The 22,854-nt window shown below is 65.0% G+C and carries 23 protein-coding genes; 6 read left to right on the forward strand and 17 right to left on the reverse strand.

Translation table 11 applies throughout. The annotated features are described in order from the left end of the window. Positions 1 to 6 precede the first annotated feature (6 nt). Entirely contained in the window at positions 7 to 1,596 is a 1,590-nt protein-coding gene (gene rfaE2, locus ABIE35_RS12310) for a D-glycero-beta-D-manno-heptose 1-phosphate adenylyltransferase (protein WP_354515267.1), read from the reverse strand. Between the two features lie 111 nt (positions 1,597 to 1,707). Here rfaE2 and ABIE35_RS12315 point away from each other — a divergent pair, with 111 nt between their 5' ends. Beyond that, positions 1,708 to 2,874 (forward strand): glycosyltransferase family 9 protein, encoded by a 1,167-nt coding sequence (locus ABIE35_RS12315; RefSeq protein WP_354515268.1) that lies wholly within the window; start codon positions 1,708 to 1,710, stop codon positions 2,872 to 2,874. On the opposite strand, the gene ABIE35_RS12320 is transcribed toward ABIE35_RS12315, so the two are convergent. From ABIE35_RS12320 to ABIE35_RS12350, 7 genes are all read right to left on the reverse strand, one after another. Beyond that, the gene (locus tag ABIE35_RS12320) at positions 2,840 to 3,535 is read right to left on the reverse strand and encodes an SDR family oxidoreductase (protein ID WP_091464488.1); all 696 of its coding nucleotides are present in this window, start codon (positions 3,533 to 3,535) and stop codon (positions 2,840 to 2,842) included. The genes ABIE35_RS12315 and ABIE35_RS12320 overlap by 35 nt on opposite strands. Before the next feature lie 66 nt (positions 3,536 to 3,601). Beyond that, the gene (locus ABIE35_RS12325) at positions 3,602 to 5,005 is read right to left on the reverse strand and encodes a PfkB family carbohydrate kinase (protein WP_354515270.1); all 1,404 of its coding nucleotides are present in this window, start codon (positions 5,003 to 5,005) and stop codon (positions 3,602 to 3,604) included. Beyond that, positions 5,002 to 5,643, reverse strand: a complete 642-nt coding sequence (locus tag ABIE35_RS12330; protein WP_354515786.1) for a D-sedoheptulose-7-phosphate isomerase — start codon at positions 5,641 to 5,643, stop codon at positions 5,002 to 5,004. Before ABIE35_RS12330 ends, ABIE35_RS12325 begins: the two co-directional genes overlap by 4 nt. A gap of 65 nt (positions 5,644 to 5,708) precedes the next feature. Next, on the reverse strand, positions 5,709 to 6,977 hold the full coding sequence (locus ABIE35_RS12335; protein WP_354515272.1) for a glycosyltransferase: 1,269 nt from the start codon (positions 6,975 to 6,977) through the stop codon (positions 5,709 to 5,711). Continuing rightward, on the reverse strand, positions 6,974 to 8,077 hold the full coding sequence (locus ABIE35_RS12340) for a glycosyltransferase (protein ID WP_354515274.1): 1,104 nt from the start codon (positions 8,075 to 8,077) through the stop codon (positions 6,974 to 6,976). The genes ABIE35_RS12335 and ABIE35_RS12340 overlap by 4 nt, the downstream gene beginning before the upstream one ends. Next, positions 8,074 to 9,162: a glycosyltransferase family 9 protein gene (locus tag ABIE35_RS12345; RefSeq protein ID WP_354515275.1), complete on the reverse strand. Its 1,089-nt coding sequence runs from the start codon at positions 9,160 to 9,162 to the stop codon at positions 8,074 to 8,076. The genes ABIE35_RS12340 and ABIE35_RS12345 overlap by 4 nt, the downstream gene beginning before the upstream one ends. After that, a complete protein-coding gene (locus ABIE35_RS12350; RefSeq protein WP_354515277.1) occupies positions 9,159 to 9,713 on the reverse strand; it encodes a D-glycero-alpha-D-manno-heptose-1,7-bisphosphate 7-phosphatase in 555 nt (184 codons plus the stop codon). The genes ABIE35_RS12345 and ABIE35_RS12350 overlap by 4 nt, the downstream gene beginning before the upstream one ends. An 86-nt stretch (positions 9,714 to 9,799) precedes the next feature. Here ABIE35_RS12350 and ABIE35_RS12355 point away from each other — a divergent pair, with 86 nt between their 5' ends. Continuing rightward, the gene (locus ABIE35_RS12355; protein ID WP_354515278.1) at positions 9,800 to 10,762 is read left to right on the forward strand and encodes a glycosyltransferase family 9 protein; all 963 of its coding nucleotides are present in this window, start codon (positions 9,800 to 9,802) and stop codon (positions 10,760 to 10,762) included. An 18-nt stretch (positions 10,763 to 10,780) separates the two neighbouring features. On the opposite strand, the gene ABIE35_RS12360 is transcribed toward ABIE35_RS12355, so the two are convergent. Next, positions 10,781 to 11,557, reverse strand: coding sequence for a sigma-70 family RNA polymerase sigma factor (locus tag ABIE35_RS12360; protein ID WP_354515280.1), 777 nt, complete (start codon positions 11,555 to 11,557; stop codon positions 10,781 to 10,783). A 139-nt stretch (positions 11,558 to 11,696) separates the two neighbouring features. Between ABIE35_RS12360 and ABIE35_RS12365 the strand changes: the two genes are divergently transcribed. After that, positions 11,697 to 12,434 (forward strand): GAF and ANTAR domain-containing protein, encoded by a 738-nt coding sequence (locus tag ABIE35_RS12365; RefSeq protein ID WP_354515282.1) that lies wholly within the window; start codon positions 11,697 to 11,699, stop codon positions 12,432 to 12,434. A 19-nt stretch (positions 12,435 to 12,453) separates the two neighbouring features. Here the strand turns inward: ABIE35_RS12365 and ABIE35_RS12370 are convergent, their stop codons facing one another. The 4 genes from ABIE35_RS12370 to helR form a co-directional block, all read right to left on the reverse strand. Next, entirely contained in the window at positions 12,454 to 12,849 is a 396-nt protein-coding gene (locus ABIE35_RS12370) for a DUF1761 domain-containing protein (protein ID WP_354515284.1), read from the reverse strand. 80 nt (positions 12,850 to 12,929) lie between these two features. Further along, positions 12,930 to 13,784 carry a DUF6597 domain-containing transcriptional factor gene (locus tag ABIE35_RS12375; RefSeq protein ID WP_354515286.1) on the reverse strand — a complete coding sequence of 285 codons (855 nt, stop codon included), beginning with the start codon at positions 13,782 to 13,784 and terminating at the stop codon, positions 12,930 to 12,932. Positions 13,785 to 13,823: 39 nt separating this feature from the next. Further along, positions 13,824 to 14,669 carry an HAD family hydrolase gene (locus tag ABIE35_RS12380; protein ID WP_354515287.1) on the reverse strand — a complete coding sequence of 282 codons (846 nt, stop codon included), beginning with the start codon at positions 14,667 to 14,669 and terminating at the stop codon, positions 13,824 to 13,826. Between the two features lie 73 nt (positions 14,670 to 14,742). Beyond that, the gene (gene helR / locus ABIE35_RS12385) at positions 14,743 to 16,956 is read right to left on the reverse strand and encodes an RNA polymerase recycling motor ATPase HelR (RefSeq protein WP_354515289.1); all 2,214 of its coding nucleotides are present in this window, start codon (positions 16,954 to 16,956) and stop codon (positions 14,743 to 14,745) included. Positions 16,957 to 17,131: 175 nt separating this feature from the next. On the opposite strand from helR, the gene ABIE35_RS12390 reads away from it, so the two are divergent. Beyond that, positions 17,132 to 17,872: a class I SAM-dependent methyltransferase gene (locus ABIE35_RS12390; protein WP_354515291.1), complete on the forward strand. Its 741-nt coding sequence runs from the start codon at positions 17,132 to 17,134 to the stop codon at positions 17,870 to 17,872. Here ABIE35_RS12390 and serS read toward each other — a convergent pair. After that, the gene (gene serS, locus ABIE35_RS12395) at positions 17,869 to 19,149 is read right to left on the reverse strand and encodes a serine--tRNA ligase (protein WP_354515292.1); all 1,281 of its coding nucleotides are present in this window, start codon (positions 19,147 to 19,149) and stop codon (positions 17,869 to 17,871) included. The genes ABIE35_RS12390 and serS overlap by 4 nt on opposite strands. Positions 19,150 to 19,261: 112 nt before the next feature. Between serS and ABIE35_RS12400 the strand changes: the two genes are divergently transcribed. Beyond that, complete coding sequence (locus tag ABIE35_RS12400; protein ID WP_354515294.1) at positions 19,262 to 20,323, forward strand: diacylglycerol/lipid kinase family protein; 1,062 nt, start codon at positions 19,262 to 19,264, stop codon at positions 20,321 to 20,323. Here the strand turns inward: ABIE35_RS12400 and ABIE35_RS12405 are convergent. The 3 genes from ABIE35_RS12405 to ABIE35_RS12415 all read right to left on the reverse strand — a co-directional run bounded on the left by ABIE35_RS12405 (position 20,320) and on the right by ABIE35_RS12415 (position 21,948). After that, positions 20,320 to 20,550, reverse strand: a complete 231-nt coding sequence (locus ABIE35_RS12405; protein ID WP_354515296.1) for a hypothetical protein — start codon at positions 20,548 to 20,550, stop codon at positions 20,320 to 20,322. The two genes, ABIE35_RS12400 and ABIE35_RS12405, sit on opposite strands and share 4 nt — an antisense overlap. A 105-nt stretch (positions 20,551 to 20,655) precedes the next feature. Continuing rightward, on the reverse strand, positions 20,656 to 21,591 hold the full coding sequence (pheA, locus tag ABIE35_RS12410) for a prephenate dehydratase (protein WP_354515298.1): 936 nt from the start codon (positions 21,589 to 21,591) through the stop codon (positions 20,656 to 20,658). 30 nt (positions 21,592 to 21,621) lie between these two features. Next, positions 21,622 to 21,948, reverse strand: coding sequence for a rhodanese-like domain-containing protein (locus ABIE35_RS12415; RefSeq protein ID WP_024818941.1), 327 nt, complete (start codon positions 21,946 to 21,948; stop codon positions 21,622 to 21,624). Positions 21,949 to 22,103: 155 nt separating this feature from the next. On the opposite strand from ABIE35_RS12415, the gene ABIE35_RS12420 reads away from it, so the two are divergent. Further along, positions 22,104 to 22,847 (forward strand): Type 1 glutamine amidotransferase-like domain-containing protein, encoded by a 744-nt coding sequence (locus tag ABIE35_RS12420; RefSeq protein ID WP_354515300.1) that lies wholly within the window; start codon positions 22,104 to 22,106, stop codon positions 22,845 to 22,847. Positions 22,848 to 22,854 lie beyond the last annotated feature (7 nt).

Below are 22,854 nucleotides of genomic sequence, written 5' to 3' on the forward strand. Positions count from 1 at the left end.
GATTCCTTAGCCCTGCGGGGTTTCGCCCGTGGAACGGATGCGTTCCAGGACTGCTGTGGTGGAGTGCTCCGGCACGTAATCCAGGATGGTCACTGTGCCGCCATACCGCTCCACGGCGTCGGTTTCCTGGAGCATTTCCGGCGTGTAATCACCGCCTTTGGCATAGACGTCCGGCCGCAGGAGATCGATGAGCGGTATGGGCGTGGGGGTGTCGAACACGGTGACATGGTCCACGCAGCTCAGGGCGGCGATGACTGCTGCGCGGTCGGCCTCATGGTTGACCGGGCGGTCGGGGCCTTTGAGTTTCCGCACCGAAGAATCACTGTTCAGCGCCACCACCAACACATCGCCCAGTTGCTTGGCCTGGTTGAGGTAGCGGGTATGGCCACGATGCAGGACATCGAAGCACCCATTGGTCAACACAATCCGCTTGCCCTCCCGGCGATGCTCCTCCACCTGCCGCGCCAGCTCGGCGTCCGTTAGTGCGGTATCGGCGAACCCGCGGAGGTGCTTGGCCAGCTCATCAGTGGTGCAGACGGAGGTACCTGGCCGGTGCACTACAACATCGGCCGCGGCTTGGGCCAGATCCACGCTGGTGGTCAGCGGCAACCCGCCGGCGCGGGCGATGGTCAACGCCGCCACGAACGTATCGCCGGCGCCCGAAGCCTGCTTTTCTGCTTGCGGCCGCGCCCACGTCCGGTGGGTGGCCGGGTTTTGGGCGTCACCGTTGGGGCGGATGGTCAGCGTCCCCTCCCGGTCCAACGTCACGACGACGGCACCCGCACCTGAGGCGCGCAGGAGCTGGACCGCGTGGGCTTCCACAAAGGGGCACCTGGCAGCACCACCGGGAAAATCGGCCCCCAGCAACCTGGCGGCTTCCTGCGCATTGGGGGTTGCCAGGTCCGGGTGGAGCTGGGCCCAGCGCCCTGGATGGTGGGCGTCCACAACTACCAGGGTGTCCTGGCGGGCATTGGCAGGGCCGGATTCAGCAGGACCATCGCCCCGGGAGCCCAAATGCTCAAAAATTGCGTCCCGTACCGCCCCTTCCAATGCCCCTGCCCCGTAGTCGCAGAGCACCACGGCTGACGCTCCGTGGAGTGCCTCGGGAATGGCCGCAGCCACCTGCCGGAGGCCATCTGCGGGAACCTCTTCCGCGGCATCGTCCAGGCGTAGCATCACCTGCCCGCCACTGCTGACACGGAACTTGGTGGTGGTGGTCATGCCGGCATGGGACACCACACGCGATGCCTCCACGCCCGCCGATGTGAGCTGTTCAATGAGCGTGCGGCCTCCTGTGTCCTCTCCCACGAGTGACACAAAACGCACCCTCGCCCCCATAGCAGCGAGGTTCATCGCCGTGTTGGCCGCACCTCCCGGGGCAAAGTCACGCCGCTGGACCTGGACCACAGGGGCTGGGGCTTCGCGGCAGAACCGCTCAATGGTTCCATCCCACCAGCCGTCAAGGATGGAGTCGCCGATGACCGTCACCACGGGATGCGCCTCGGCCAAGCGGCCCGGCAACCAGTCAGCCAGGCCCTCTTGATGGGCCAGGCTTTCGTGATGGTCCGGACCCTCTTGATTGGATAGGCGTGCCATGGGGTACCTTCCGGTTGGGCTTACAGTTTCCTGTTCCCCTCAGGTACCCCGCAGCACGGACTTCACACGCCGGGTACGCTGGTTTCCGCCTCCGCACAGAAGGAATCGCCCATGGATGGTCCTGCGAACCCCGGCATCGGTCCCGTGCTGGCAAAGTTCAGTGACGTCACACGGATTGCGGTCCTCAGGGGCGGTGGATTGGGCGACCTGATATACCTCTATCCGGCGCTCCACGCGCTGAAGAACGCATACCCCGACGCCACCATCACGCTTCTGGGCACACCGATCCATGCCGCACTGGTGGCCGCGACGGAAGGTCCGGTTGACGCCGTCGAGATGCTGCCCGTTGCGCGCGGCGTCCATGACGGCCCCCGCAACGGCGAGCGCTTTGAGGACGATGCTGAGGACCTCGCGGCGCAGGAGGCGTTCTTCGAATCGATGCGGTCCAGGGAATTCGATGTTGCGTTCCAAATGCACGGCGGCGGACGGTTTTCCAATCCATTCCTGCTTCGTCTTGAGGCGCGGCATACCGTGGGCACGCGCACCAAGGACGCGGTGCCGTTGGAGCGGAACCTTGATTACGTCTACTACCAGAATGAACCGGACCGCTGGCTGGAGGTGGCGGGTCTGGCCGGAGCTCCAAGCATCGTTTCCCCTCCATTGCGCCCCAGGCCTGAGCATCAGCAGAACATGGCGGGATTACGGGACCCGCAGCGGACATCGCTGGTAGTGATCCACCCGGGTGCCACCGATCCCCGCAGGCGATGGCCGGCGTCGTATTTTGCTGAAGCCGCGGCGGGGTTGGCGCGGGAAGGGGCCCAGGTGCTGATCGTGGGCGACCATACCGAGAAGGCGTTGGCGCAGGAAGTAGCTGAACTGGCAGTTCGCCAACTGCCTGAGGGTGGCCGGAACGCCGTGCGCTCCATAGCCGGCGAGCTGGACATTGGGGACCTGGCGGCTCTCCTGGCGGAGGCTACGGTGATGCTCGCCAGCGACAGCGGCCCCCGTCACCTGGCCCAAGCACTGGGGACGCCCACGGTGGGAATCTTTTGGGTGGGAAACGTGCTCAATGCGGGGCCGCGCGGCAGGGGCCTGCACCGTGTCCGGATGTCGTGGGCTACGCAGTGCCCGCGCTGCGGAGCGGACGTCACCCAGGTGGGATGGACGGCACCGCACTGCGGCCACGACGACACGCTCATTGAGGGCATCGCCGTGGCCGACGTTGTTCAGGACGTGCAGGACCTTACGGCCACGAGCCTTCTTCTGCGGGGCAAATAAGGAGTTCGCGGACCTCGCTGCCGAACGGCTGGGAGAGGGCGAACACCACGGCCTGCGCCACGTTGGCGGGATCGTTCAGCTTGGAGTCGTCCTGTGGCTTGTACTGTTCGTCGCGATCGTCGAAGAAGTGGGTCTTCATACCGCCCGGGATGATGGTGGTGACGCCGATGACGCCCCCGGTTTCGGCGGCGAGTGCACGGCTGAAGCCAATCACACCGAACTTCGAGGCGCAGTACGCCGTGGCATCGGGCAGCGCCCGAAGTCCCAGCGTGGAGGCGATGGTGATGGCCCTGCCGCGTGATCCCTTCAGATAGGGCAGTGCCGCACGGACCACCGAAACCGTGCCCAGGAGGTTCACGCCTATGACCTTTTCCCATTCTTCCGCCGGGACGTCGCCCAGCTTGCCGCAGCGATCGATGCCTGCCGCCGTCACCACTCCGTCCAGGCCGCCCAGCGTTTCGGCGGCCTCCTTGACGGCGGCTTCCACTGCTTCGCGGTTGGAGACGTCCACTTCCAGGGCCTTGGCCCCCGACACATTGCTGACATCGCGGTCGAAGACGAAGGGCGTGCCACCGGCGTCGCGGATGGCTTCCACGATCGCAGCGCCAAGGCCGGAGCCGCCTCCAGTGACGATGACGCGACCAGGTGTTTGCGTGTTCATGCGGTTCCTCTCGGTTGATCGGTGCTTGGTTGCTTGGGTGCTTGTTCTCAGTTGACGGTGCTGTTGTCAGCTGACCTTGGCCAGGGCTGCGGCCAGGCCGCTGGTGGAGCGTGCCGGATGGAAGGGCACAGTGACGCAACGCCCTCCCCACCCCGCCACCAAGCGGGCTTCCGGCAAATCCTCGGGGGTGTAGTCGCCACCCTTGACCCATATATCGGGCCGCAGTTGGGTGAGGCAGGCTTCGGGAGTGTCCTCGTCGAACACCACCACGGCATCAACGCACTCAAGAGCCAGCAGCAACTCCGCCCGGTCCTCCACGCTGACGATTGGCCGGTGTACGCCCTTGAGCCGCCTGACCGATTCATCGGAATTCAGGCAAACGATGAGGCAATCGCCCATGCTGCGCGCGGCAGCCAGCGTCCGGGCGTGACCGGCGTGGAGGAGATCGAAGCATCCGCCGGTGGCCACCACCGTGCCTCCTCCGGCCCGCACAGCCCGGGCCAACTGAACGCCGTCCGGGTGCAGATCGCCGGCTCCCACCAGTTCCAGGCCCTTAAGCTCGACGACGGGGCTGGTGTCGGGCGCTTCGGTCACCACCGCCAACGACGCCGCTCCGCCCGCTGCCAGGAATGCCGACGCATCCTCCACCGCCCGGGCGGCAGCCTGCGCGAGGTCAAGCCCGAGCCCCAAGTGCACGGCAAGGCTGCCGGCCAGTCGGTCGCCGGCTCCGCAGGGATCACTGACGTTGGTTCTGGGGGCGGGGATACCCTGCGCCGCTCCTGCTGACATCAAGAGAGCCCCGTCCTCACCCCTCGTCACCAAAACGGCCCCACTTCCCCACTTTTCGAGGAGGTACCGGCCTGCTACTTCGGCACCTGTGGACGGTTCCAGCCCGGCCGCATTCGCTGCCGCCACGGCCTCGGCAAGGTTCGGCGTCACGACGGCGACCCCCGCCACGGGCTCGGAACCGGCAGGGTGCGGGTCCCACACCACGGGGACGCGGCCTACGGCGTTGGCAAGCGCGGCGCGGATCTCGGTGTTGGCGGTCATTCCGCGGCCGTAGTCGGCCACCACAATGGCCTCCGCCGACGCGATGGCTTCGAGCATCTTTCCCGTGGTGGTGGGTACAGGGGCCGGGGCGCACCCTTGGTCGAACCTGACCACGGGATGTGTCCCGATCCGCACCCGCGTCTTGGTGGGCGTTGGGGCCAGCGGGGCTCCGGCGAGCACCGAGACACCGGTCAGTGCGCGCCTAAGGTGGCTGGCGCCGTCGTCGTTCGATAGCGCGGTGACCAGCGAGACGCTGTGGCCGTCCTGGGCGAGCACGGTAGCCACCAGTCCAGCGCCGCCTGCACGACGCCGGATGTCGCGGACGTCCACCACCGGCACGGGCGCGTCGGGGCTGAGCCGGGTGGCGGCCCCGTTGATGTCCACGTCCAGGAGGACGTCGCCCACCACTGTGATCCTCATGGCTGCCGCGCTCCGAAGAATGGGCCCGAGCCTGCCCGCTTTGCCACCTCGGCATCAAAGGCCCGGCACACGGCGTGGATGGCGATGAGGTGGCCTTCCTGGGCGTTTGCGGAGATGGCGTCAACGGTGATGGCTTGATCGCAGGAGTCGGCCAGCGGGTTAGGCCCGGCGCCGGTGAGAGCCCACGTGGTGATGCCGCGTTCTTTGGCTGCACGGACGGCTTTGAGCAGGTTGGAACTGCGTCCGCTGGTGGAGAGCAGGAGGAGGACATCGCCCGCGCGGCCGTGGGCCCTGACTTGGCGGGCAAAGACTTCCTCGTAGCCATAGTCGTTGGACAGCGCCGTGACGGCCGAGGACTCGGCGTGGAGGGAGATGGCGGAGAAGGGTGCCCGTTCTTCATCGAACCTGCCCACGAGCTCGGCCGTCAGGTGCTGCGCCTCAGCCGCTGAGCCGCCGTTGCCGGCCGCCAGCAGGCGTTGCCCGGCCAGCAGCCGCTTGGCCAGTTCCGTTCCCCACTCGGCTAAGCGCCCCGACTGCGAGCGCAGCGACTCCAGCGCGGGCATGACGTTGTCCAGGTGCTTGGTAACCTCGGCCGTGTGGTTGGAATCGGTGGGATCGGGAGCCCACCGCGCCGGCACAGTGTCCGGGACGCTGTCAGCGGTAGAAGGAACGTGGGTGCTGATGGTCACGGAGCCTTTGATGTTCACAGTGCCGTTCCTTCCAGTGGTTCCAAACCCTCGTTGGCCCGCCGGGACAGCCCGGTAGCCAGGACGGATCGGTAGGCTTTTTCGGTGTCTGCTGCGATACGTTCCCAGGAGTATCGGGAGCGCGCCCGGCGTGCTCCGGCGCGGCCCATGTCGGCCCGCAGGTCAGGGTCACCCAGTAGCTTTCCGAGCGCCTCGGCCAGGGCTTCCGGATCACGCGGAGGGACGTGCAGCCCGGTTTTCTGGTCAACCACGGTTTCCCGCAGGCCGCCCACGGCTGCCGCCACCACAGGGACCCCGCACGCCATGGCTTCGAGGGGCACAATGCCGAAAGGCTCGTACCACGGCGCGCAAACAACGGCGTCCGCACTCCGGAAGATGCCGGGCATGGCGTCGCGGGGCACCTGGCCCCGCATGGTCACCTTGTCCTCGACGCCCAGCTCTTTCGCCAGGGCGTGGAGCCGTTGGGCCTCCGGGTCTTCCTCGAGGGTCAGGGCGTCGCCGGAACCGCCAACAATCAGGAGCTCGACGTCGGTGAAGCCCGCCTCCGCCAGAAGGGGCAGGGCCTGGATGATCAGGTCCACGCCCTTGCGTTGCACGAGGCGGCCCACGCTCAGAATCCGATGCGTGCGGGTCCTGGGTTCGGCGTCGGACGATCCAGGGAACAGGGTGAGGTCCACGCCGCAGGGCGCGATGGAAATCTTGGAGCCGCTGATGCCCAGGGCCTTGAGTTCAAAGACCTCGTCCGGGCACGTGGCGATGACCCAGTCCGCGGCGCGCCCAACCCAGGGTTCCAGCCATGCCCTGGCGGGTGGGCTGGTATCGGCGGCACCTTGGTGCCGGCGTTTTACGGAGCCGAGGGCGTGGAAAGTCTGCACCACAGGAACAGGGTTGGCAGCTCCTGCCCGCCTGGATGCTTGGATGGCAGCGAGGCCGGACATCCAGAAGTGGGCGTGGACGATGTCAGGGATCTGGTCTCCCCAGTCCTCGCAGATTCCGTCTGCCAGTTCGCCCATGAATGGCAGCAGATCGTCCTTGGGGATGTGCCGGGGCGGGCCGGCGTCCACGTGAACCACGGTGAGTCCCGGCCCAACCTGCACCTTTGCGGGGAGTTCGGGATCGTCGCGCCGCGTGTAGACCGTGACCTGATGGCCGCGATCTGCCAAGGCTGATGAAAGTGCCGCAACGTGGACGTTCTGACCTCCGGCATCAACGCCTCCCAAGGCAGCCAGCGGACTGGCGTGTTCGGAGACCATGGAGATTTTCATGGGTGCGTCCTCTCGGGGTTGTGGCGGGCGTCGGGGTCATGGCGGGCGTCGGGGTTGTGGCTGGCGTCGGGGTTGTGGCTGGCGAAAGCCGTTCCGGATTGCGGACGGCCTTCCCGGCGCGCGCCCTTGGGGAGTTCGGCCAGGAGTTCATCCCAGGCCCGAAGAAACTTGCCCAGGCCATAGCGCTGCAGCGCGGCCTCGCGCGCAACGATGCCCATGGCGTAGGCGTCGTCCGGGTCGTCCAGCAGCCGTCGGGCAAACTTTTGGAGGTCGTCGACGTCGTTGGAGACCAGGCCTGCACCGTGGGGAATGGCGCGGCTCGCCTCGGTGGTGGCAAGCGCCAGGACAGGCATGCCAAGGTGCATCGCTTCGAGCAGCGCCAAGCCCAGCGAGGTCCAGCGGAGCGGGTGAAGGTACAAGCGGCAGCGGGCCAGTTCCTGGTGGAGTTTGGGCGCCTGCACGTCGCCGGCGATGTGCAGCCGGACCTCACTCAGCCCGTAGCCCTTGAGATTCAGCGCCCCGGGCAGATCTTCCGTGCCCATACCGAAGACCCGCAGCGGGCCCACCCCGGCGAATCCGGGCAGAAGATCGGTTCCCGTGACACGGCCACGCCTGACGGGTTCGTTGACAACCACCCCCATCTCTTCCTGTTCGCCGGTGTACAGGTGCCCGGGGTCGGGGATGCCGTGCTCGATCACTGTGGTGGTTGCCGTCCCCGTATCCCAGAAGAGGCGGTTGAAATGGGTCACGTGGACCACAGGGATGGTGCTCTGGTCCGCCAAAGGGTGGAGCGTGAACGGGACGTCGCCCTTGGGTGTGTTGTGTTCCAGGTACACGGCGGGGAGTTCCACGCCCGGGCGGCGGCCGAGTGAGCGGGCCACTGCTGCGATTTCCTCGGGCCTCTGCAGGACAACAGCGTCAACACTGGCTGGGTCCAAGGTGTCCAGGTTCACTTCCTGGGCAGCGGCAGGCCAGTCGCGGCCACCCCGGCCCAAACCCCACGCGCCGCCGTCGGACGATGTCGGCAGCAGGTACTCATGCCGGCCGCGGACGAATGCCTCCATCCATCCGCCGTGGACGTGCCACACCAGGATCCTCATGGTTTCCAAACCTTTCGTCGGGTGGACAGGGAGGACACGCCTCCCAGGAGCCTTTCAACGGCCTCGACAACCTGTTCCGGGGTTACCGAGCTCAGGCAGGGATGCCCGGGCACCGGACAGAGGCGTGCCCGGGAGTTCTTGCAGGCAGCGTCCTGGTCTCCCAGCAGTTCCAGCGGCACCCCGTAGGGCGCCCATCGGATGGCCGGAACCACCGGGGCAAACAGGCACACCACCGGCGTTCCCACCGCTGCCGCCAGATGCGCGGGACCGGTATTGCCGGTGACCACGACGGCGGCTCCCGCCAGCACCGCTGCCAGCGTCCGCAGGTTGGTTCCACCGCCGAGGTTCCTTGCGGAGGGGCCGGCGACTGTTGCCGTCAGTGAGGTCTCCCCCGGGCCGCCCGTGACCACCACACGGTGGCCGTAGGCTTCAAGGAGTTCCACGGTTGCCGCATGGTGCAGCGCGGGCCAGGCCCTGGCCGGGGCGGCCGATCCCGGGTGGACCACAATGTACTGGCCCCCATCAGCCAGTTGTTCGGCCACCCCTTCAGGATCCGGGCCGGAGGTGATGCGCAGCTTCCCGTCATCGCCGTTGGGCAGCACGTAGCCCCCGGCCCCTGCGATGGTGAGGGCCCGGACTACTTCCGGCTGGTCCTCCGGAAAGTCCTCGCCCGGCTTGAGCCGGACGTCCAGCAGGGAGCCTGCGTAGTCCGTGGACGCACCCGTGATCTTTTCGACGCCGGCCAGTCTGAGGAGCATCGCCAGAGGAAGCGGGGACTGGTGGAAGGACGTAAGGATCACGGCTTCCTGAATCCGGGAGCTGCGGACAAAGTCGATCAGTCCCCGCGTCATCTCTTCTGTCACAGGGGGCGCCTGGTTCACGATCCACGGGCACTCCCACGTGTGCACTTGGGTCACTCCGGGAAGGAGCTCCGCCGCGCTCGATCCTTCGGGACCGCACAGCAGCACCACGTCGTTGGGGCGGCTGCCATCCGGCCTGCTTCCGTTGGCCACGGCGCGCAAGGCCGGTCCTGACAGCAGGACGTCTCCCATGCTGTCCAAGCGGGCCACCAGGACGCGGCTCATACACGGGCATCCTGTTCTTCCAGTGCCCCGGAGAGCAGGAGCTCCACTGCACGCCCCAGGTCCGCGGCAACACTGCCGGCGGCCTCGATCTCTTCGCGCCGGGTGACTTCCGTTGGAACCAACACAGCCCTGGCACCCGCTGCGGCAGCCGCCTCCATATCAGCGCCGATGTCGCCAACAAAAGCAGCTTCCTCCGGCGTGATGCCCAAAGCCCTGCAGGCCGCCAGGATCATTCCCGGCCCAGGTTTGCGGCAGTCGCAGCCGTCCTCCGGTCCGTGCGGACAGAACTCCCATACGTCGAAAGGACCCAGCAGCTGCTCCACCCGTTGGTTGACGGCGTGCATTTGCTCCAGTGTCAGCAGCCCCCGCGCCACGCCCGACTGGTTGGTCACCACTCCGGTGGCCAGTCCCGCGCGGCGCACTTTTTGGAGGGCGGACAGCGCACCGTCCATGGGCCGCACCAACTGCGGATCGCTGTTGTAGGGCACGTCAACAACCAGTGTTCCGTCGCGGTCAAACAGGACCGCCTTCAACGTTCCGGATCCTCCCATACCCGCAACGTTCCCCAGTTCTCCGGACGCTAAACAGCGCAGCGGTGAGAAGTTTGGTGCCGTTAGACTCCTAGCGGGAGGCCACCATGACCACAGCTTCGGACAGTTCCTTGAGCAAAGATCAACCCGTTCTGCTTGTCCTGCGGGCTTTGAAACTCGGCGACCTCCTGGTCTCAGTTCCGGCGCTCCGTGGCCTGCACAGGGCCTTTCCCGAGCACCGGATTCTGTACGCTGCGCCTGCCTGGGTCGCCGAGGCCGTGGAGCTGGTGGGCAGTATCCACCACCTGCCGACGCCAGGGCTCGATGACCCGTTGACTGTCCCCCGCGGAACCGTGGACATCGCGGTCAACCTGCACGGAAATGGTCCTGAGAGCCGGCTTCGGATCGAGGAGTTGCAGGCCAACAGGGTGATTGCCCATGAGTCGCCGGGGATCGACGGACCAGCGTGGATCACCGGGATCCCCGAACGCGAGCGCTGGACCCGGCTGCTGGGCTGGCACGGTATCGACGCTGATCCACTGGACTACCGGCTGAACCGTCCAGCTGTTCCGTCGCCGCGTCCCGGGGCCACCGTGATCCACGTTGGCGCGGCCTATGGCAGCCGCTTGTGGCCGGTGGAGCGGTTCGCAGACGTTGCCGTCCAGCTCGCCGCGGCGGGGCATCAGGTGGTTCTCACGGGTGGCACCTCCGAGCGCGTCCGGGCAGAGGAGACTGCCGCGTTGGCGAAGCTCAAAGGAGCAAACCTCGACGACGGCCTGCTGGCCGGGCGGCAGGGCCTCGCCGAATTCGCGGCCACCATCGCCGGGGCCCGCTTGGTAGTCTCGGCCGACACCGGCGCGGCACATTTGGCATCCGCCTACGGACGTCCGTCCGTGGTGCTGTTCGGACCGGCGCCCGCTGAGGAGTGGGGTCCACCGCCGGGACCGCATGTGGTGCTTACCGCCGTCGAACTGCGCCGCGGTGATGTGTTCTCCGCCGATCCTGATCCGGCGCTTTTGGCCGTCAGCGTCCGCGACGTTGTGGACGCCGTAGAGCGGCTGGGCTGCTAGCCGGCTCTTGCTGTTTTGTCAGGGAGCCGTCCCGTCCTGCAGGTGGGCCTCATCGTCCAGCAGTTGGGTCTGGAGGGACACCAGGATCTTGGACAGCTTTCGCGATACCTGCATTTGCGACATCCCCAGGGCCTCGGCGATGGTGGACTGCGTTTCCTCGCGGTAGTAGCGCCTGTACAGCAGGTGGCGGTCCTCCGGGCTAAGTTCCCGGATGGCGTTGCGCAGGGCCAGCACGTCCTCGAGCCGGTCAGTCGGGCAACCGAAAGCGGAAAGGGTGCCCTGCAGGCCATCCCTGCCATCGGATGCCGGGGCGTCCAGGGAATCCGGGCGTTTGCTGGTTCCGGCCATCAACGCCTCGCGTACCTGGCATGGTTCCAGATGCAGGTCCTCGGCTACTTCCTCCGGGGAAGGCGTCCGCTGCAGGGCTTGGGTCAATTCCTCCGTCCGCGCCAGCACCTGGCGCCGGACGTCCTGGATGGTCCGCGGCGGACGGACAACCCAGCAATGGTCGCGGAGATACCGTTTGACCTCCCCGGCGATGGTGGGTGCGGCGTAGGCGGGGAAACTGACGCCCTTGGACTCGTCGTAACCGCGGGACGCTTTGATGAGGCCCATGTACGCGACCTGCCTGACGTCGTCGAGATCGTGCGTGTGGGCTGAGTATCTGGCGGCGATGGACTTGGCCAGATTGAGATGGTCCAGGACCAGGCTGTCCTGAAAGCTCTGGCGAATGCTCCCTTCAGGTTTACCTGCGGACGTCGTGTTGCGGAGGCCAAGTTGTTGGGTCTGTCCCATGGGGCTTCAATCCTCTGACCGGCTGAAAGTGAGCCCACGGCAAGACTCCTTAAAAAGAGAAGCACACTTACTATTAGCTTTCAACGGGTGCCGGGAGTTAGTCTCGAAAGGTAGCCACATCCACGGATCGGAGATCCTCATGGAAGACCCCCAACTCGCCGAGACAACAGTGCTGGCCGATATCCAGGACTTGCTGCTGAGCACGCCTGACGTCGAGGCGTTCCTTGAGGAGTTGGCCCGCCACTCGGCCAGCATGTTCAGCAATCCTGACCACGAGGTCTACTGCGGCATCACCCTCATGCGGGATCGGACAGCCGGCACCGTGGCCAGCAGCAGCGAACGCGCAAGGCAACTGGACGAGGTCCAGTACGCGTTTGCCGACGGACCCTGCCTCCACGCCTGCCGCGAAGGCACCCAGGTGCACGTGCTTGACTTCGAAAAAGACAACACCTGGCCCGACTACAACAAGGCCATCACCGGCCATGGGCTTCGCTCCGTGCTGGCGGTTCCCTTCCCGCTTCCGGACGACACTTCCCGGGCAGGCCTCAACCTGTATTCCGACCGCCCCAACGCCTTCGACCAAGCGGCCGTACAGCGCGCCAACGACTACGTTGAACAGGCCGCAAAAGGTCTCCAGTTGGCCGTTTTGATTGCCCAGCACAGCCAAACCGCGGCCAACCTGAGGGCGGCCATGGAGTCGCGGACGGTGATCGACATTGCCACCGGCATCATCATCGCCCAGAACCGCTGCACCCAGGAGGAGGCAATTGAACTCATCAAAAAGGCCTCGAGCAACCGGAACGTCAAGCTGCGGGTGGTTGCGCAGGCCATTGTTGAGTCCGCCGGCGGAGGGCCGGTCCAGACGGTATTCCAATAGGTCTTGTAAGTACGGAGCGTTAAGCCTGCATGGCTCCGATGATGGCGCCCATCACCGTGAAAGTGACTACGTTGTAGCTGCCGTTGATCGCGAATAGCGTGAGGCTGCGGCGCTCGAACAGGTAATTCACGCCCAGCGCTGTTGCCACCCACCCAAAGCCCGCGGCCAGCCCGGCAAAGGTTCCGAACGCGAACCCGCCCCGGCCGATGAACGCAGCCAGGAATACGGCCATCACAGCTGCCAGAAGGAACGAGCCCACAAAGACGCGCGCCGTTCCGGACTTCAACTGTTCATCGCTCACCCCGGCCGCCTTCTGCCACGGTTTGGCGAAAAGCAACGAGTACCAGAGCCCACCCACCACGAACGTGGCCAACGCAGCCAGCAACACAGCGAGCCAATTGATCTGAACGTCCATCAGTGTCCTCTCCAGGGTGAGCAGTTCCTGAATGGACAGTACGCCCGGTCAAGCTCGCGGTCTTGTAAAAAACCCGCAGGCTATCCGGCTACGTCCTTGAGCGGGACAAACGTGGCATATTCCGCCCCGTAGTTCTGCACCACCTGAAGGTACTCGGTGGGCGTAAAACCACTGAAGCGCCTGAAAGACCGGATCAGATGGGGCTGGTCGTAGTAATCGGCCAAGTGGAGGAGTTCCCGGCCCGGGATGGAGCCCACAGGCAGGGCCGCCGCCTGGTTCACGAGCCTATTGAACCGGCACACGTCCGAATAAGCCTTGGCCGTGGTTCCACAGTCCCGCATCATGATGCGCTCCAGCGTGGACGCACTGATTCCCAATCCCGCAGCCACCACGCTGATTTCAACGTCGACCTTGGCCAGGGTTTCCACCGCATGCAGTGTCCGGAGGTCGGCTTTGTACCCCGGCCTGAGCTGCGCTTCCAGAAAAGTTGCCAGTGCCTTGAAGGCCTGTTCAGGCTCTGCGGTGGTCAGATGAGAGCGGAGCTCGGAAAAGCCGGGAAAGATGCTTTCAGCATCCATCACCCGGTTCTGAAACTCCGACGGCGGCCGGTTGGTGAACGCTGCCAGTCCATAGGGAGTCAGGCGGGCACCAATGTTGAAGAGCTGATCCGGGTTTTCACTGATGACATAACTGCGTTGCAGGCCCGCGTAGAAGCCCGTGGATACTTCAGTTGCACCGGCTTCCGACAGGGTGGGGGCTGTTCCGCCCTCAGGCGGGGTGATCAGCCGGTATGGGTCAGACAGATTCAAAACCAGGTGCGCAGAAGGTCCAGGGAGGATCTTCTCATAACGGGCTTGAGGCTGAGCACGGACAAACCACAGCTGGGTAACGAACGGCTGCAGCCCGGGCGGCGCGGGGCACTCTTGGTAGAACACAGCCCCAGTCTAGGTACCGCGCCGCCCGTTAATGGGCAGTTACAGCAGGCCGCGCAGAACCAAAGCGGCGCCGTCGTCGAGCACTGACGCGGTGACCTCATCCGCAACGGCGAGTACCTCGTCAGGGGCCTGGCCCATGGCAATGCCCCGGCCTGCCCAGGTGAGCATCTCGATGTCGTTGCGGCCATCACCGACGGCCACCGTGTTGGCCCGGTCCGTGCCGAGCTTCCGGCGCAGGGCTTCGAGGGCGCTTGCCTTGGTGACACCCTCCGCCGCGATGTCCAGCCAGGCGGTCCAGCCCACCGAGTAGGTCACGCCGGAAAGTCCGATGTGCTTGATGGCCTCGTTGAACTCATCCGAGGTGTTCTCGCTGCTGAAGACCACCACGCGGACCGCGGTGGCATCCAACATGGTCTGAAAGTCCACGCCGATGGACTCCACACCGAAGCTGGCATCCTGGAAGCGCTCGGTGGAGAGGAAGTTGCCGTCCTCGTCCTCCAGCGCGTACTTGGCGTTGGGCAGCCGTTCGCGCAGGGCCTTTAGCGCCGGAGCGGGATCGAAGGTTGCCTTGTGGATGATCTCGTAGCCCTTGTCCAGCGAGGGATCCAGCCGAAGTGTCACGCCGCCATTGCAGCACACTGCGTAACCTCGCTCGAGGCCGATCTGTTCAATGATGGGCAGCGTCGCGTTGAGTGAGCGGCCCGTGGCGATCATGACGTCGTGGCCGCTGGCAACCACTGCCTGCGCAGCAGAGCGAACGCCCGGTGACATGTGGCCGTCGTGGTCAACCAAGGTGCCGTCAACGTCCAAGGCGACCATGAGGTTGTTGTTGTTATTTGGCTGGTCATCGATGCCAGCAACTGGAGTATCAGTCAAAATAGTCATGCTTACAGTAGAGCAGACACCTCCGACACTGAACTAGGACCGGCGCCACAGCTGTGGATTAACGGACGGTGAATCATTCGGATGGTTCCACGTTCCTCCCCAGGATCACGAGTTGCTGGGTGGCCCGGGTCATGGCGACATAGCGGTCCACGGCGCCCTCAATGCCCTCACCTCCCGCGCCTTCCCCTAAGTCCTCCGGATCGATGATGACCACGAGGTCGAACTCCAGGCCCTTGGACAATTCAGGAGTAAGCCGGCTGACGCGATCCACGGCCTGGTTCACTGCTTTCCCATCCGGCAGGCCGATGACGGCGGCCGTGCCCTCCGGGTTTTCAGCGAGCCACGTATCCAGAATGGACTCTAGTTCCCGCACTGTTCCGTGGCGCACGGGGAGGCCAGCGCTGCGGACTGAAACAGGTACGTTGGCGTCCGGGAGGGCCGCCCTGATGACCGGCGCAGCTTCGGCCATGACTTCTTCCGGCGTGCGGTAGTTGATGCTGAGGCTGGCCACAGTAACGGCACCCAGGCCCACTCGCTCCAGGCGTTCCTCCCAGGTCTCAACGAAACCATGCCTGGCTTGGGCGCGGTCCCCCACCACCGTAAAGCTCCGCGACGGGCAGCGAAGAAGCAGCATGCGCCACTCAGCGTCGGTCAACTCCTGGGCCTCGTCCACCACGATGTGCGCGAACGGTCCTGCCAGGGCATCAGGGTCAGCTATGGGCACCGCGTCACTGCCCACCAGTTTGTCCCGCATGTCATCCCCCCTCAACATGTACATCTCCAGGTTTTCTGAGTCGTCAGCTGCAATCAGGTCATCAACCACCCGGTCCATCAGCTCCCGTTCGACGGCCAGCGCCACTTCCTGCTTCCGCCTGCGTTGGGAAGCTTCAGGGTCGCCCAAGCGTTGGCGGGCTGCGTCCAAAAGCGGCAGGTCCGCCGTCGTCCATCCCTCCTGGTCCTGGCGCCGCAGTATCGCCCTTTCATCGGGCTGCAACCACGGTGCACACAGCTGCAGATAGGCAGGTACGCGCCAGAGGTCGGCCACCAGCGCACCGTAGGAGAGCAACGGCCAGGCCTTGTTGAATTCCTCCTGCAGCCCTGTGTTGTGGGCGAACACCCTCCGGAGCGAGCCCGTGGGAACGTCGTGCTCGACCAGCTTGTCCATGAGGATTTCCAGCAGCGCCTCCCACACGTCGTCGCGTGCCTCGTTGTGCGGGGTGCCGGGTTCTGCGGCATCAAAGGCCTCGGCCCAGTCTTCAGTGCTGAGCCAGACGTCGGCGTACGGCGTCTCAACCTCCATGCCCCTGGACGGCGGCGCCTCGTAAAACCTCACGGCGGCCTCAATCGCCTTCACCATCTCCACGGACGATTTGAGCCGGGCGACGTCGGGATCACTTTCGACGACGGCCGTGGCACCTTCCGGGACCAGGTCACGCAGCGTGCAGGTCTGCACTCCCTCTTCGCCCAAGCTGGGGAGAACGTCCGCAACGTAGGCGAGGTAGGGCTGGTGCGGGCCGACGAACAGGACATCGCTCCTTCGATGGTTACCGCGCCGACTCAGCCTTGGATCCGAATAGAGCAGGTACGCCGCGCGGTGCAGGGCGACCACAGTCTTACCGGTACCAGGACCGCCGTCCACCACCAAGGCACCGCGGGAACCGGCGCGGATGATCTGGTCCTGGTCCGCCTGTATGGTCCCCAGCACGTCCCGCATTCGAGCAGTGCGGCTGCTGCCCAAACTGGCGATGAAGGCGGACTGGTCATCAAGTGCAGCGTTACTTTCCAAGCCATCCGCCGTGAACACTTCGTCCCAGTAGTCACTGATTCGCCCCCTGGTCCAGCGGTAGCGGCGGCGACTCACCAAGCCCATCGGATTGGCGTGGGTCGCTCCGAAGAAAGCCTCCGCTGCCGGCGAGCGCCAATCGACCAGGAGCCGGCGGCCCCCTGCGTCATTGAGTCCCAGCCTTCCTATGTAGGTGGGTTCCGGATTGTCAGCGGTGACCATACGGCCCAAGCAAAGATCCAGGCCGAACCGGCGCAGGGCCCGAAGCCGCGCCGTGATCCGATGAATTTCCTGGTCCCGATCCAAGGCGGCCTGGCCGCGGCGGCCCGGCTGTTTTCGCACGGTGTCGAGGCGGTCGGACAAATCCTCCACCGATTCGGACAGGCTGGTTGCAATGGCTTCGAATTGCTGGTCATCGCTGCCGATCAACGTCGGCTCGGCCTTGCGGGAAAGGTGTGCAGGCAGGGCAAAGGCACTGGTTTCTACGGGGCTGGTTTCGGGCATGGCACGACTCCCTTTTCTCTGGGCGATGGGGTTCGTGGACCAATTGTTCGGCACGTAGGGGGCCTTGCCGCAAGCCCCAGGGTGCGTTATAAATTGAGTATGGAAGGGATGATTCCCTTCCTTTTTTGTGCCCGATTTCCCGGGGATCCGGCGACGAGACCGTTAGGGTGGGCGGATGTCTTCCCGAATGACCTCAGCCCAACTGTCAGCCCTCTACGACGCGGAGAATCAGTGGGCCGCGGATGACGACTTTTTCCTGGCTTTCGTGAATGAGCGGCCGGACAGCCGGGTGCTGGATCTGGGCTGCGGTACCGGTCGGATCACCTTGGCGGTTGCCGCGGCTGGCCATGCCGTTGTTGGCATCGACCCCAACCCTGGTTCCCTTGCGGCTGCGCGACAGAAACCCGGGGCTGAAGGCGTCACTTGGTTGGACGGGACATCGGCGGCGATCCCCCACGACGCCATCTTCGACGCGGCGATCATGACGGCGCACGTGGCTCAAGCGATCTACGACGACGGCGACTGGTCCGGAACGCTTGCCGACATCAACCGTGCGCTCGTCCCGGGAGGTCGATTGGCTTTCGATTCCCGAGACCCTGCAGCCAGAGCGTGGGAACACTGGACTCCGGCGAGGACGCGGCGGCGCTGCGCCCTCCCCGACGGCACTGCCTTGGAAACGTGGACGGAGTGTGATCCTCGGCCGGGCGGGCTCGTTGCACTGACTGAACACCGGGTTGTGGACGGGAGCATCGACAAACCCGAGACATCCGTGCTGGCCTTCCGCACGGAAGATCAGCTCCGCCACGATCTAGCCTCAGCAGGCTTCACGGTGGACCACGTCTGCGGCGGCTGGGCCGGCGAGGACGTGGGCAGCGGGCAAGGTGAACTGATCGTGCTTGCCCGCAAGCCCCGCTAGATAACCGGCAGAACCTCAAGCCCGCCAAGGTACTTCTGCAGTGCCTTGGGAACGTTGACGGAGCCGTCCGGGTTCTGGTGGTGCTCAAGGATGGCAACGATCCAGCGCGTGGTGGCCAGGGTGCCGTTCAGCGTGGCAACAGCGCGGGTCCCCTTGGCAACACCTTCGTCGTTGACCACGCGTTCGCGGATGTTGAGGCGGCGCGCCTGGAACGTGGTGCAGTTGGACGTCGAGGTGAGCTCCCGGTAGGCATTCTGGGTGGGAACCCAGGCCTCACAGTCAAACTTGCGGGCCGCGGACATGCCGAGGTCACCGGCGGCAGTGTCGATCACGCGGTAGGGAAGCTCGCACTTGGCCAGCATTTCCTCTTCCCAAGCGAGCAGGCGCTCGTGCTCGGCAGCAGCTTCCTCAACCGTGGTGTAGATAAACATCTCCACCTTGTTGAACTGGTGCACGCGAATAATGCCGCGGGTGTCCTTGCCGTGCGAACCGGCCTCACGTCGGTAGCAGGAACTCTGGCCGGCGTAGCGGATGGGGCCCGCGGAGAGGTCCAGGATCTCGTCTGCGTGGTAGCCGGCGAGGGCCACCTCCGAGGTTCCCACAAGGTAAAGGTCGTCTTCAGCGAGGCGGTAGATCTCGGCGTCGTGCTTGACATCAAAACCGGTGCCCTGCATGGTCTCCGGGCGCACCAAAGTGGGGGTGATCATGGGGACGAAGCCGGCGTCGATGGCCTGCTCCATGGCCATCTGCAGGAGAGCCATCTCCAGCCGGGCGCCAACGCCGCGGAGGAAGTAGAAACGCGACCCGGAAACCTTGGCGCCACGTTCCATGTCGATCGCGCCAATCAGTTCACCGATTTCCAGGTGATCCTTCGGCTCGAAGTCCGTGAATTCGCGCGGAGTACCGACGGTCTTGACCACGACGTAGTCGTCCTCGCCACCCTCGGGGACACCGTCCACCACGAGGTTGGGGATGACCCGGAGCAGTTCTTCCTGCTTCGCTTGGGCGGCTGAGGCTTCAGCAGCAGCGGCTTTGACCGAGTTGGCCAGTTCCTTGACCTCTGCCAGCAGCGCCTGCTTTTCCTCGCCCTTGGCCTGCGCCACCTTCTTGCCGAAAGCGTTCTGCTCTGCGCGGAGCGTCTCGTGGCGGATCAGCGCGGCACGGCGATCGGAGTCAGCGGAGATGATCGCGTCCACAACGGACTCATCGGCGCCACGGGCGCGCTGGCTGGCACGGAACTTGTCCGGATTTTCGCTGAGGTCTTTTACGTCGATCACCAGACAAGAGTATCGAATCCGCCGCGGATTTCCGGCCCGCAGCGGGCAATGGTCACCCGTCGCGGAGACGCGGCACAGAGGGACCTGCCCAGGAGGATAGTGTTGGAGCACCATGAGCGACTGGATCCTGTACGTGATTCTCGCTGGGGGCGTGGCCTTTGCCGTCTCCAGTTGGTGGGGTGTGCGCCGATTGAAAGCCCGGCACATCAGAAGCGCTGTTCGGGAGGATACGCACAAGCCCGGCGCCGGGGACCAGCGGGTGGCAGTCGTCCTGAACCCCGTCAAGAACAACGCGGACGCGGCCCGGCAGGCCATCGTGGACGCCTGCGACCTCGCAGGATGGGACGCCCCCAAATTCTACGAAACCACTGTGGAGGATCCCGGCTACAGCCAGTCGCGGGAGGCTCTTGCGTACGGGGCCGACGTCGTTCTGGCGTGCGGCGGCGACGGTACAGTGCGCGTGGTGGCTGAGTCACTGGCGCACAAGAACGTTGCCATGGGCCTCATCCCACTGGGCACCGGAAACCTGCTGGCGCGCAACGTGGATTTGGACGTCACGGACCTTGAGGACTGCATCCAGGTGGCGCTGTTCGGCCACCAGCGCTACATCGATACCGCCACCATGGGCCTGGACAACGACATCACCGGCGAGTCCGCCGAGCACACGTTCCTGGTCATCGCCGGCATGGGCCTGGACGCCGAGGTCGTTGGCGATACCAGGGACAAGCTCAAGAAAAGCGTCGGTTGGCTTGCCTACACCGAAGCCGGCGTCCGCCACCTTCCCGGCCGCCGCAAACGCGTCACCATCACCATGGATGACCAACCCGAGCAAGCCCGGAAGATCCGCAGCGTACTGTTCGCCAACTGTGGTTTGATCCCCGGCGGCATCGACTTCATCCCCCAGGCCATGGTCGACGACGGCATGCTGGACATTGTGGTCATGAGTCCCCGCAGCGCTTTCGGCTGGCTCGCCATGTACACCAAGGTCCTCTTCAAGCACAACGCGAACCTGCCGATGATGAGCTTTTACCGCTCCGGCAAGGTGGTCATCCGCAGCCAGGAACCCATGGCAACACAGCTGGACGGCGACCCCTCGGGTGAGGCTACAACGGTCACCGTCCAGGTGGCGCCAGGTTCCCTGCTGGTGCGCGTACCCAAAGCCAAAACCGTCTAAACAGCGCCCTTTTCGGGTTGTGCTGCGTTCTTCGCGGCTTCTTCAGCCGCTGCCTTGGCTGCGGCCCGGGCCTCGGACTGCTCCTTGATCATGGCCTGCTCCTCTTCGAAGCGCAGGCGATCCGCACGATCAGCGTCGTCGCCGTCCCAGTCATCCTTGTTTTCACTTGAGGGCTTGGGATTGACGATCATGCCCTGGCCGTCTTTGTCATCGCTGTGGACAGTCATGACCGCTCCCTTCGTTTGGCATTCAGCCATCGTTGATGGATCAGGCAAGCATACGCACAGAAGCATGACTGCGAAAGAGCATGCATTCCACTCTGTGGACAGCGCCTAGGAACCCTTGAGGATCGAATCAACCCACGCATGCGCCGAGGCAAAGGCGGCGTCGGAAGTATGCGGGGCCACCACCGCTGGCTGTTTGTCGGCGCGGGCATAGGAGCCCAGGAACCGCGTGGCCGGGCTGATGCGGTGAAGGCCGGCCAAGGCGTCGGCTACCCGTGAATCCGTGGCGTGACCGTCGGCGTCGATGCTGAAGAAGTAGTGGCCCAGGTACTGTCCGGTGGGCCGGGATTCGATGCGGCTGAGGTTCACTCCGCGGGATGCGAACTGGTCCAGGATCTCCATGAGCGCGCCCGGGTGGTCCTCAGGCAGCGGGACAACAACGGTGGTCTTGTCAGCTCCGGTGCGGTCTGGGAGAAGGCCGGGTTTGCTCACCAGGATGAACCGCGTGACCGCCTCGGGGTTGTCGCCGATGTCCTCCGCCAGAACATTCAGGCCGGGTTGTTCCGCAGCCACCAACGGGGCACAAATAGCGGCTTCGTACGGCGCATCATCCTCCAGCAGACCCATGGCGGAGGCCGCCGTCGACGACCCCGGAACGTAATCGGCGTTCGGAAGGTGTTCATCCACCCACAGGCGGCACTGCGCCCAGGCGTGCCCGTGTGTAGAGATCCTCTTGATGTCGGAAAGTTCGACGCCGGGCCTCGCCACGAGCACGAAGGTGATGGGAACAAGGGCCTCACGGATGATCCGGAGCTCCTGGCCAGTGGCGATCGCGTCCAGGGTGGCAGTGACCCCGCCCTCCACCGAGTTCTCGATCGGGACCATGGCGGCGTCGGCCTCGCCCGCACGCACCCGGTCCAGGGCTGTGTTGACGTTGGTGCAGGGAATGCGTGTGGCGTCAGCAGCACCCGGCACCTGGAGGAGGGCAGCTTCGGTGAAGGTGCCCTCGGGGCCGAGGAACGTGTAGGTCACAGATGACGTCAAGAGATATTCCTTGCTGGTTATATACGCAGGCTAGAGAACAACCGGCTTCAGTCCATTGTCCGACACCATCGGCTTGCCGGTCTCGAACCACATATCCATGCCCCCTGCTACGTTCACGGCAGAGTAGCCCTGCCCTACGAGCCACTGCACGGCGCGGAAAGAGCGACCGCCGGTGCGGCAGATGACAAAGAGGTCGTCGTCCGGATCAAGCTCATCCAGGCGTGCTGGAAGCTGGTCCATGGGGATGTGGCGCGCACCTTCAGCATGGCCTGCCACCCACTCGTAGTCTTCGCGGACGTCCAGAATGCTGGCGTCGGCCGGAATGTCGCCCACAGGCACGGTATCGAAGTCGCTCATGGCGGTCCCTTCCATCGATTAAGTCCAGGATCCAGCCTAGTCCCCGCCGCACGGCACCGTAACTTCACAGGCGGACCGCGCTTGCTTCCCGACGCCGGGACGCTAAGACTGGGACCCAAGCACTCCCCCAACACTCGCGCGTTAGGAGTACCCCCATGGCTGCTGGGCACCCCACCATCCTGGCGACATCCGGCGGCTATAAGCCCGGCGATCGGACCAGGATCGAGTTCAATCACCTGATGCATTACGCCGTGGAACTGTCCGGTGTCACTGGCCGGGCGCCGCGCGTCACACATATCGGTACCGCGTCCGGTGACCAGCGTTGGTGGGCCGCGGAAATGGATCAGGCAGCCCGCATCGCAGGGTTCGATTTCAGCCACCTCAACCTTTTCACCATGCCCAACATCGAGGACCCGGAGGCCCATCTCCTTGAGCAGGACGTGGTGTGGGTCAATGGCGGTTCGGTGGTGAACCTGCTGGCAGTCTGGCGCGCGCATGGCCTGGACGGAATTCTGCGGCGGGCCTGGGAAAACGGCGTAGTACTGGCCGGGGTTTCCGCTGGCTCCATCTGTTGGTACCAAGGCGGCGTGACTGATTCGTTTGGGCCTGAGCTCAAGCCCGTTACCAACGCCCTGGGCTTCCTCCCTTACGGCAACGGGGTGCACTATGACTCAGAACTGCGCCGCGCGCCCGCCATTCACCAACTGGTGGCCAACGGCACCCTGGGTGAGACGCACTGCACGGACGACGGCGTCGGGCTGGTTTACCGGGGCACGGAACTTGTAGAGGTGGTGTCCGAGGTGAAGAACAAGGCTGCCTTCAGGGTGACCGCCGGCGCGGGCGAGAGCGTGGATGCTGTTGCTGTGGAGGAACGGTTGGAGTCGCGTTTCCTTGGCTGATCCTTAC

The sequence above is a fragment of the Paenarthrobacter sp. 4246 genome (genome assembly GCF_040546855.1).
GTDB lineage: Bacteria > Actinomycetota > Actinomycetes > Actinomycetales > Micrococcaceae > Arthrobacter.

What these genes read in the sequence shown, in the direction of transcription:
- ABIE35_RS12335 (WP_354515272.1), bottom strand. Translation starts at nt 6,977, where the DNA reads ATGAAAATCTCCATGGTCTCCGAACACGCCAGTCCGCTGGCTGCCTTG.
- ABIE35_RS12365 (WP_354515282.1), top strand. Translation starts at nt 11,697, where the DNA reads ATGGAAGACCCCCAACTCGCCGAGACAACAGTGCTGGCCGATATCCAG.
- ABIE35_RS12380 (WP_354515287.1), bottom strand. Translation starts at nt 14,669, where the DNA reads ATGACTATTTTGACTGATACTCCAGTTGCTGGCATCGATGACCAGCCA.
- ABIE35_RS12345 (WP_354515275.1), bottom strand. Translation starts at nt 9,162, where the DNA reads ATGAGCCGCGTCCTGGTGGCCCGCTTGGACAGCATGGGAGACGTCCTG.
- ABIE35_RS12315 (WP_354515268.1), top strand. Translation starts at nt 1,708, where the DNA reads ATGGATGGTCCTGCGAACCCCGGCATCGGTCCCGTGCTGGCAAAGTTC.
- ABIE35_RS12320 (WP_091464488.1), bottom strand. Translation starts at nt 3,535, where the DNA reads ATGAACACGCAAACACCTGGTCGCGTCATCGTCACTGGAGGCGGCTCC.
- ABIE35_RS12355 (WP_354515278.1), top strand. Translation starts at nt 9,800, where the DNA reads ATGACCACAGCTTCGGACAGTTCCTTGAGCAAAGATCAACCCGTTCTG.
- ABIE35_RS12420 (WP_354515300.1), top strand. Translation starts at nt 22,104, where the DNA reads ATGGCTGCTGGGCACCCCACCATCCTGGCGACATCCGGCGGCTATAAG.
- ABIE35_RS12340 (WP_354515274.1), bottom strand. Translation starts at nt 8,077, where the DNA reads ATGAGGATCCTGGTGTGGCACGTCCACGGCGGATGGATGGAGGCATTC.
- helR (WP_354515289.1), bottom strand. Translation starts at nt 16,956, where the DNA reads ATGCCCGAAACCAGCCCCGTAGAAACCAGTGCCTTTGCCCTGCCTGCA.
- ABIE35_RS12400 (WP_354515294.1), top strand. Translation starts at nt 19,262, where the DNA reads ATGAGCGACTGGATCCTGTACGTGATTCTCGCTGGGGGCGTGGCCTTT.
- ABIE35_RS12360 (WP_354515280.1), bottom strand. Translation starts at nt 11,557, where the DNA reads ATGGGACAGACCCAACAACTTGGCCTCCGCAACACGACGTCCGCAGGT.
- ABIE35_RS12350 (WP_354515277.1), bottom strand. Translation starts at nt 9,713, where the DNA reads ATGGGAGGATCCGGAACGTTGAAGGCGGTCCTGTTTGACCGCGACGGA.
- rfaE2 (WP_354515267.1), bottom strand. Translation starts at nt 1,596, where the DNA reads ATGGCACGCCTATCCAATCAAGAGGGTCCGGACCATCACGAAAGCCTG.
- ABIE35_RS12390 (WP_354515291.1), top strand. Translation starts at nt 17,132, where the DNA reads ATGTCTTCCCGAATGACCTCAGCCCAACTGTCAGCCCTCTACGACGCG.
- ABIE35_RS12325 (WP_354515270.1), bottom strand. Translation starts at nt 5,005, where the DNA reads ATGAGGATCACAGTGGTGGGCGACGTCCTCCTGGACGTGGACATCAAC.
- ABIE35_RS12370 (WP_354515284.1), bottom strand. Translation starts at nt 12,849, where the DNA reads ATGGACGTTCAGATCAATTGGCTCGCTGTGTTGCTGGCTGCGTTGGCC.
- ABIE35_RS12405 (WP_354515296.1), bottom strand. Translation starts at nt 20,550, where the DNA reads ATGACTGTCCACAGCGATGACAAAGACGGCCAGGGCATGATCGTCAAT.
- ABIE35_RS12415 (WP_024818941.1), bottom strand. Translation starts at nt 21,948, where the DNA reads ATGAGCGACTTCGATACCGTGCCTGTGGGCGACATTCCGGCCGACGCC.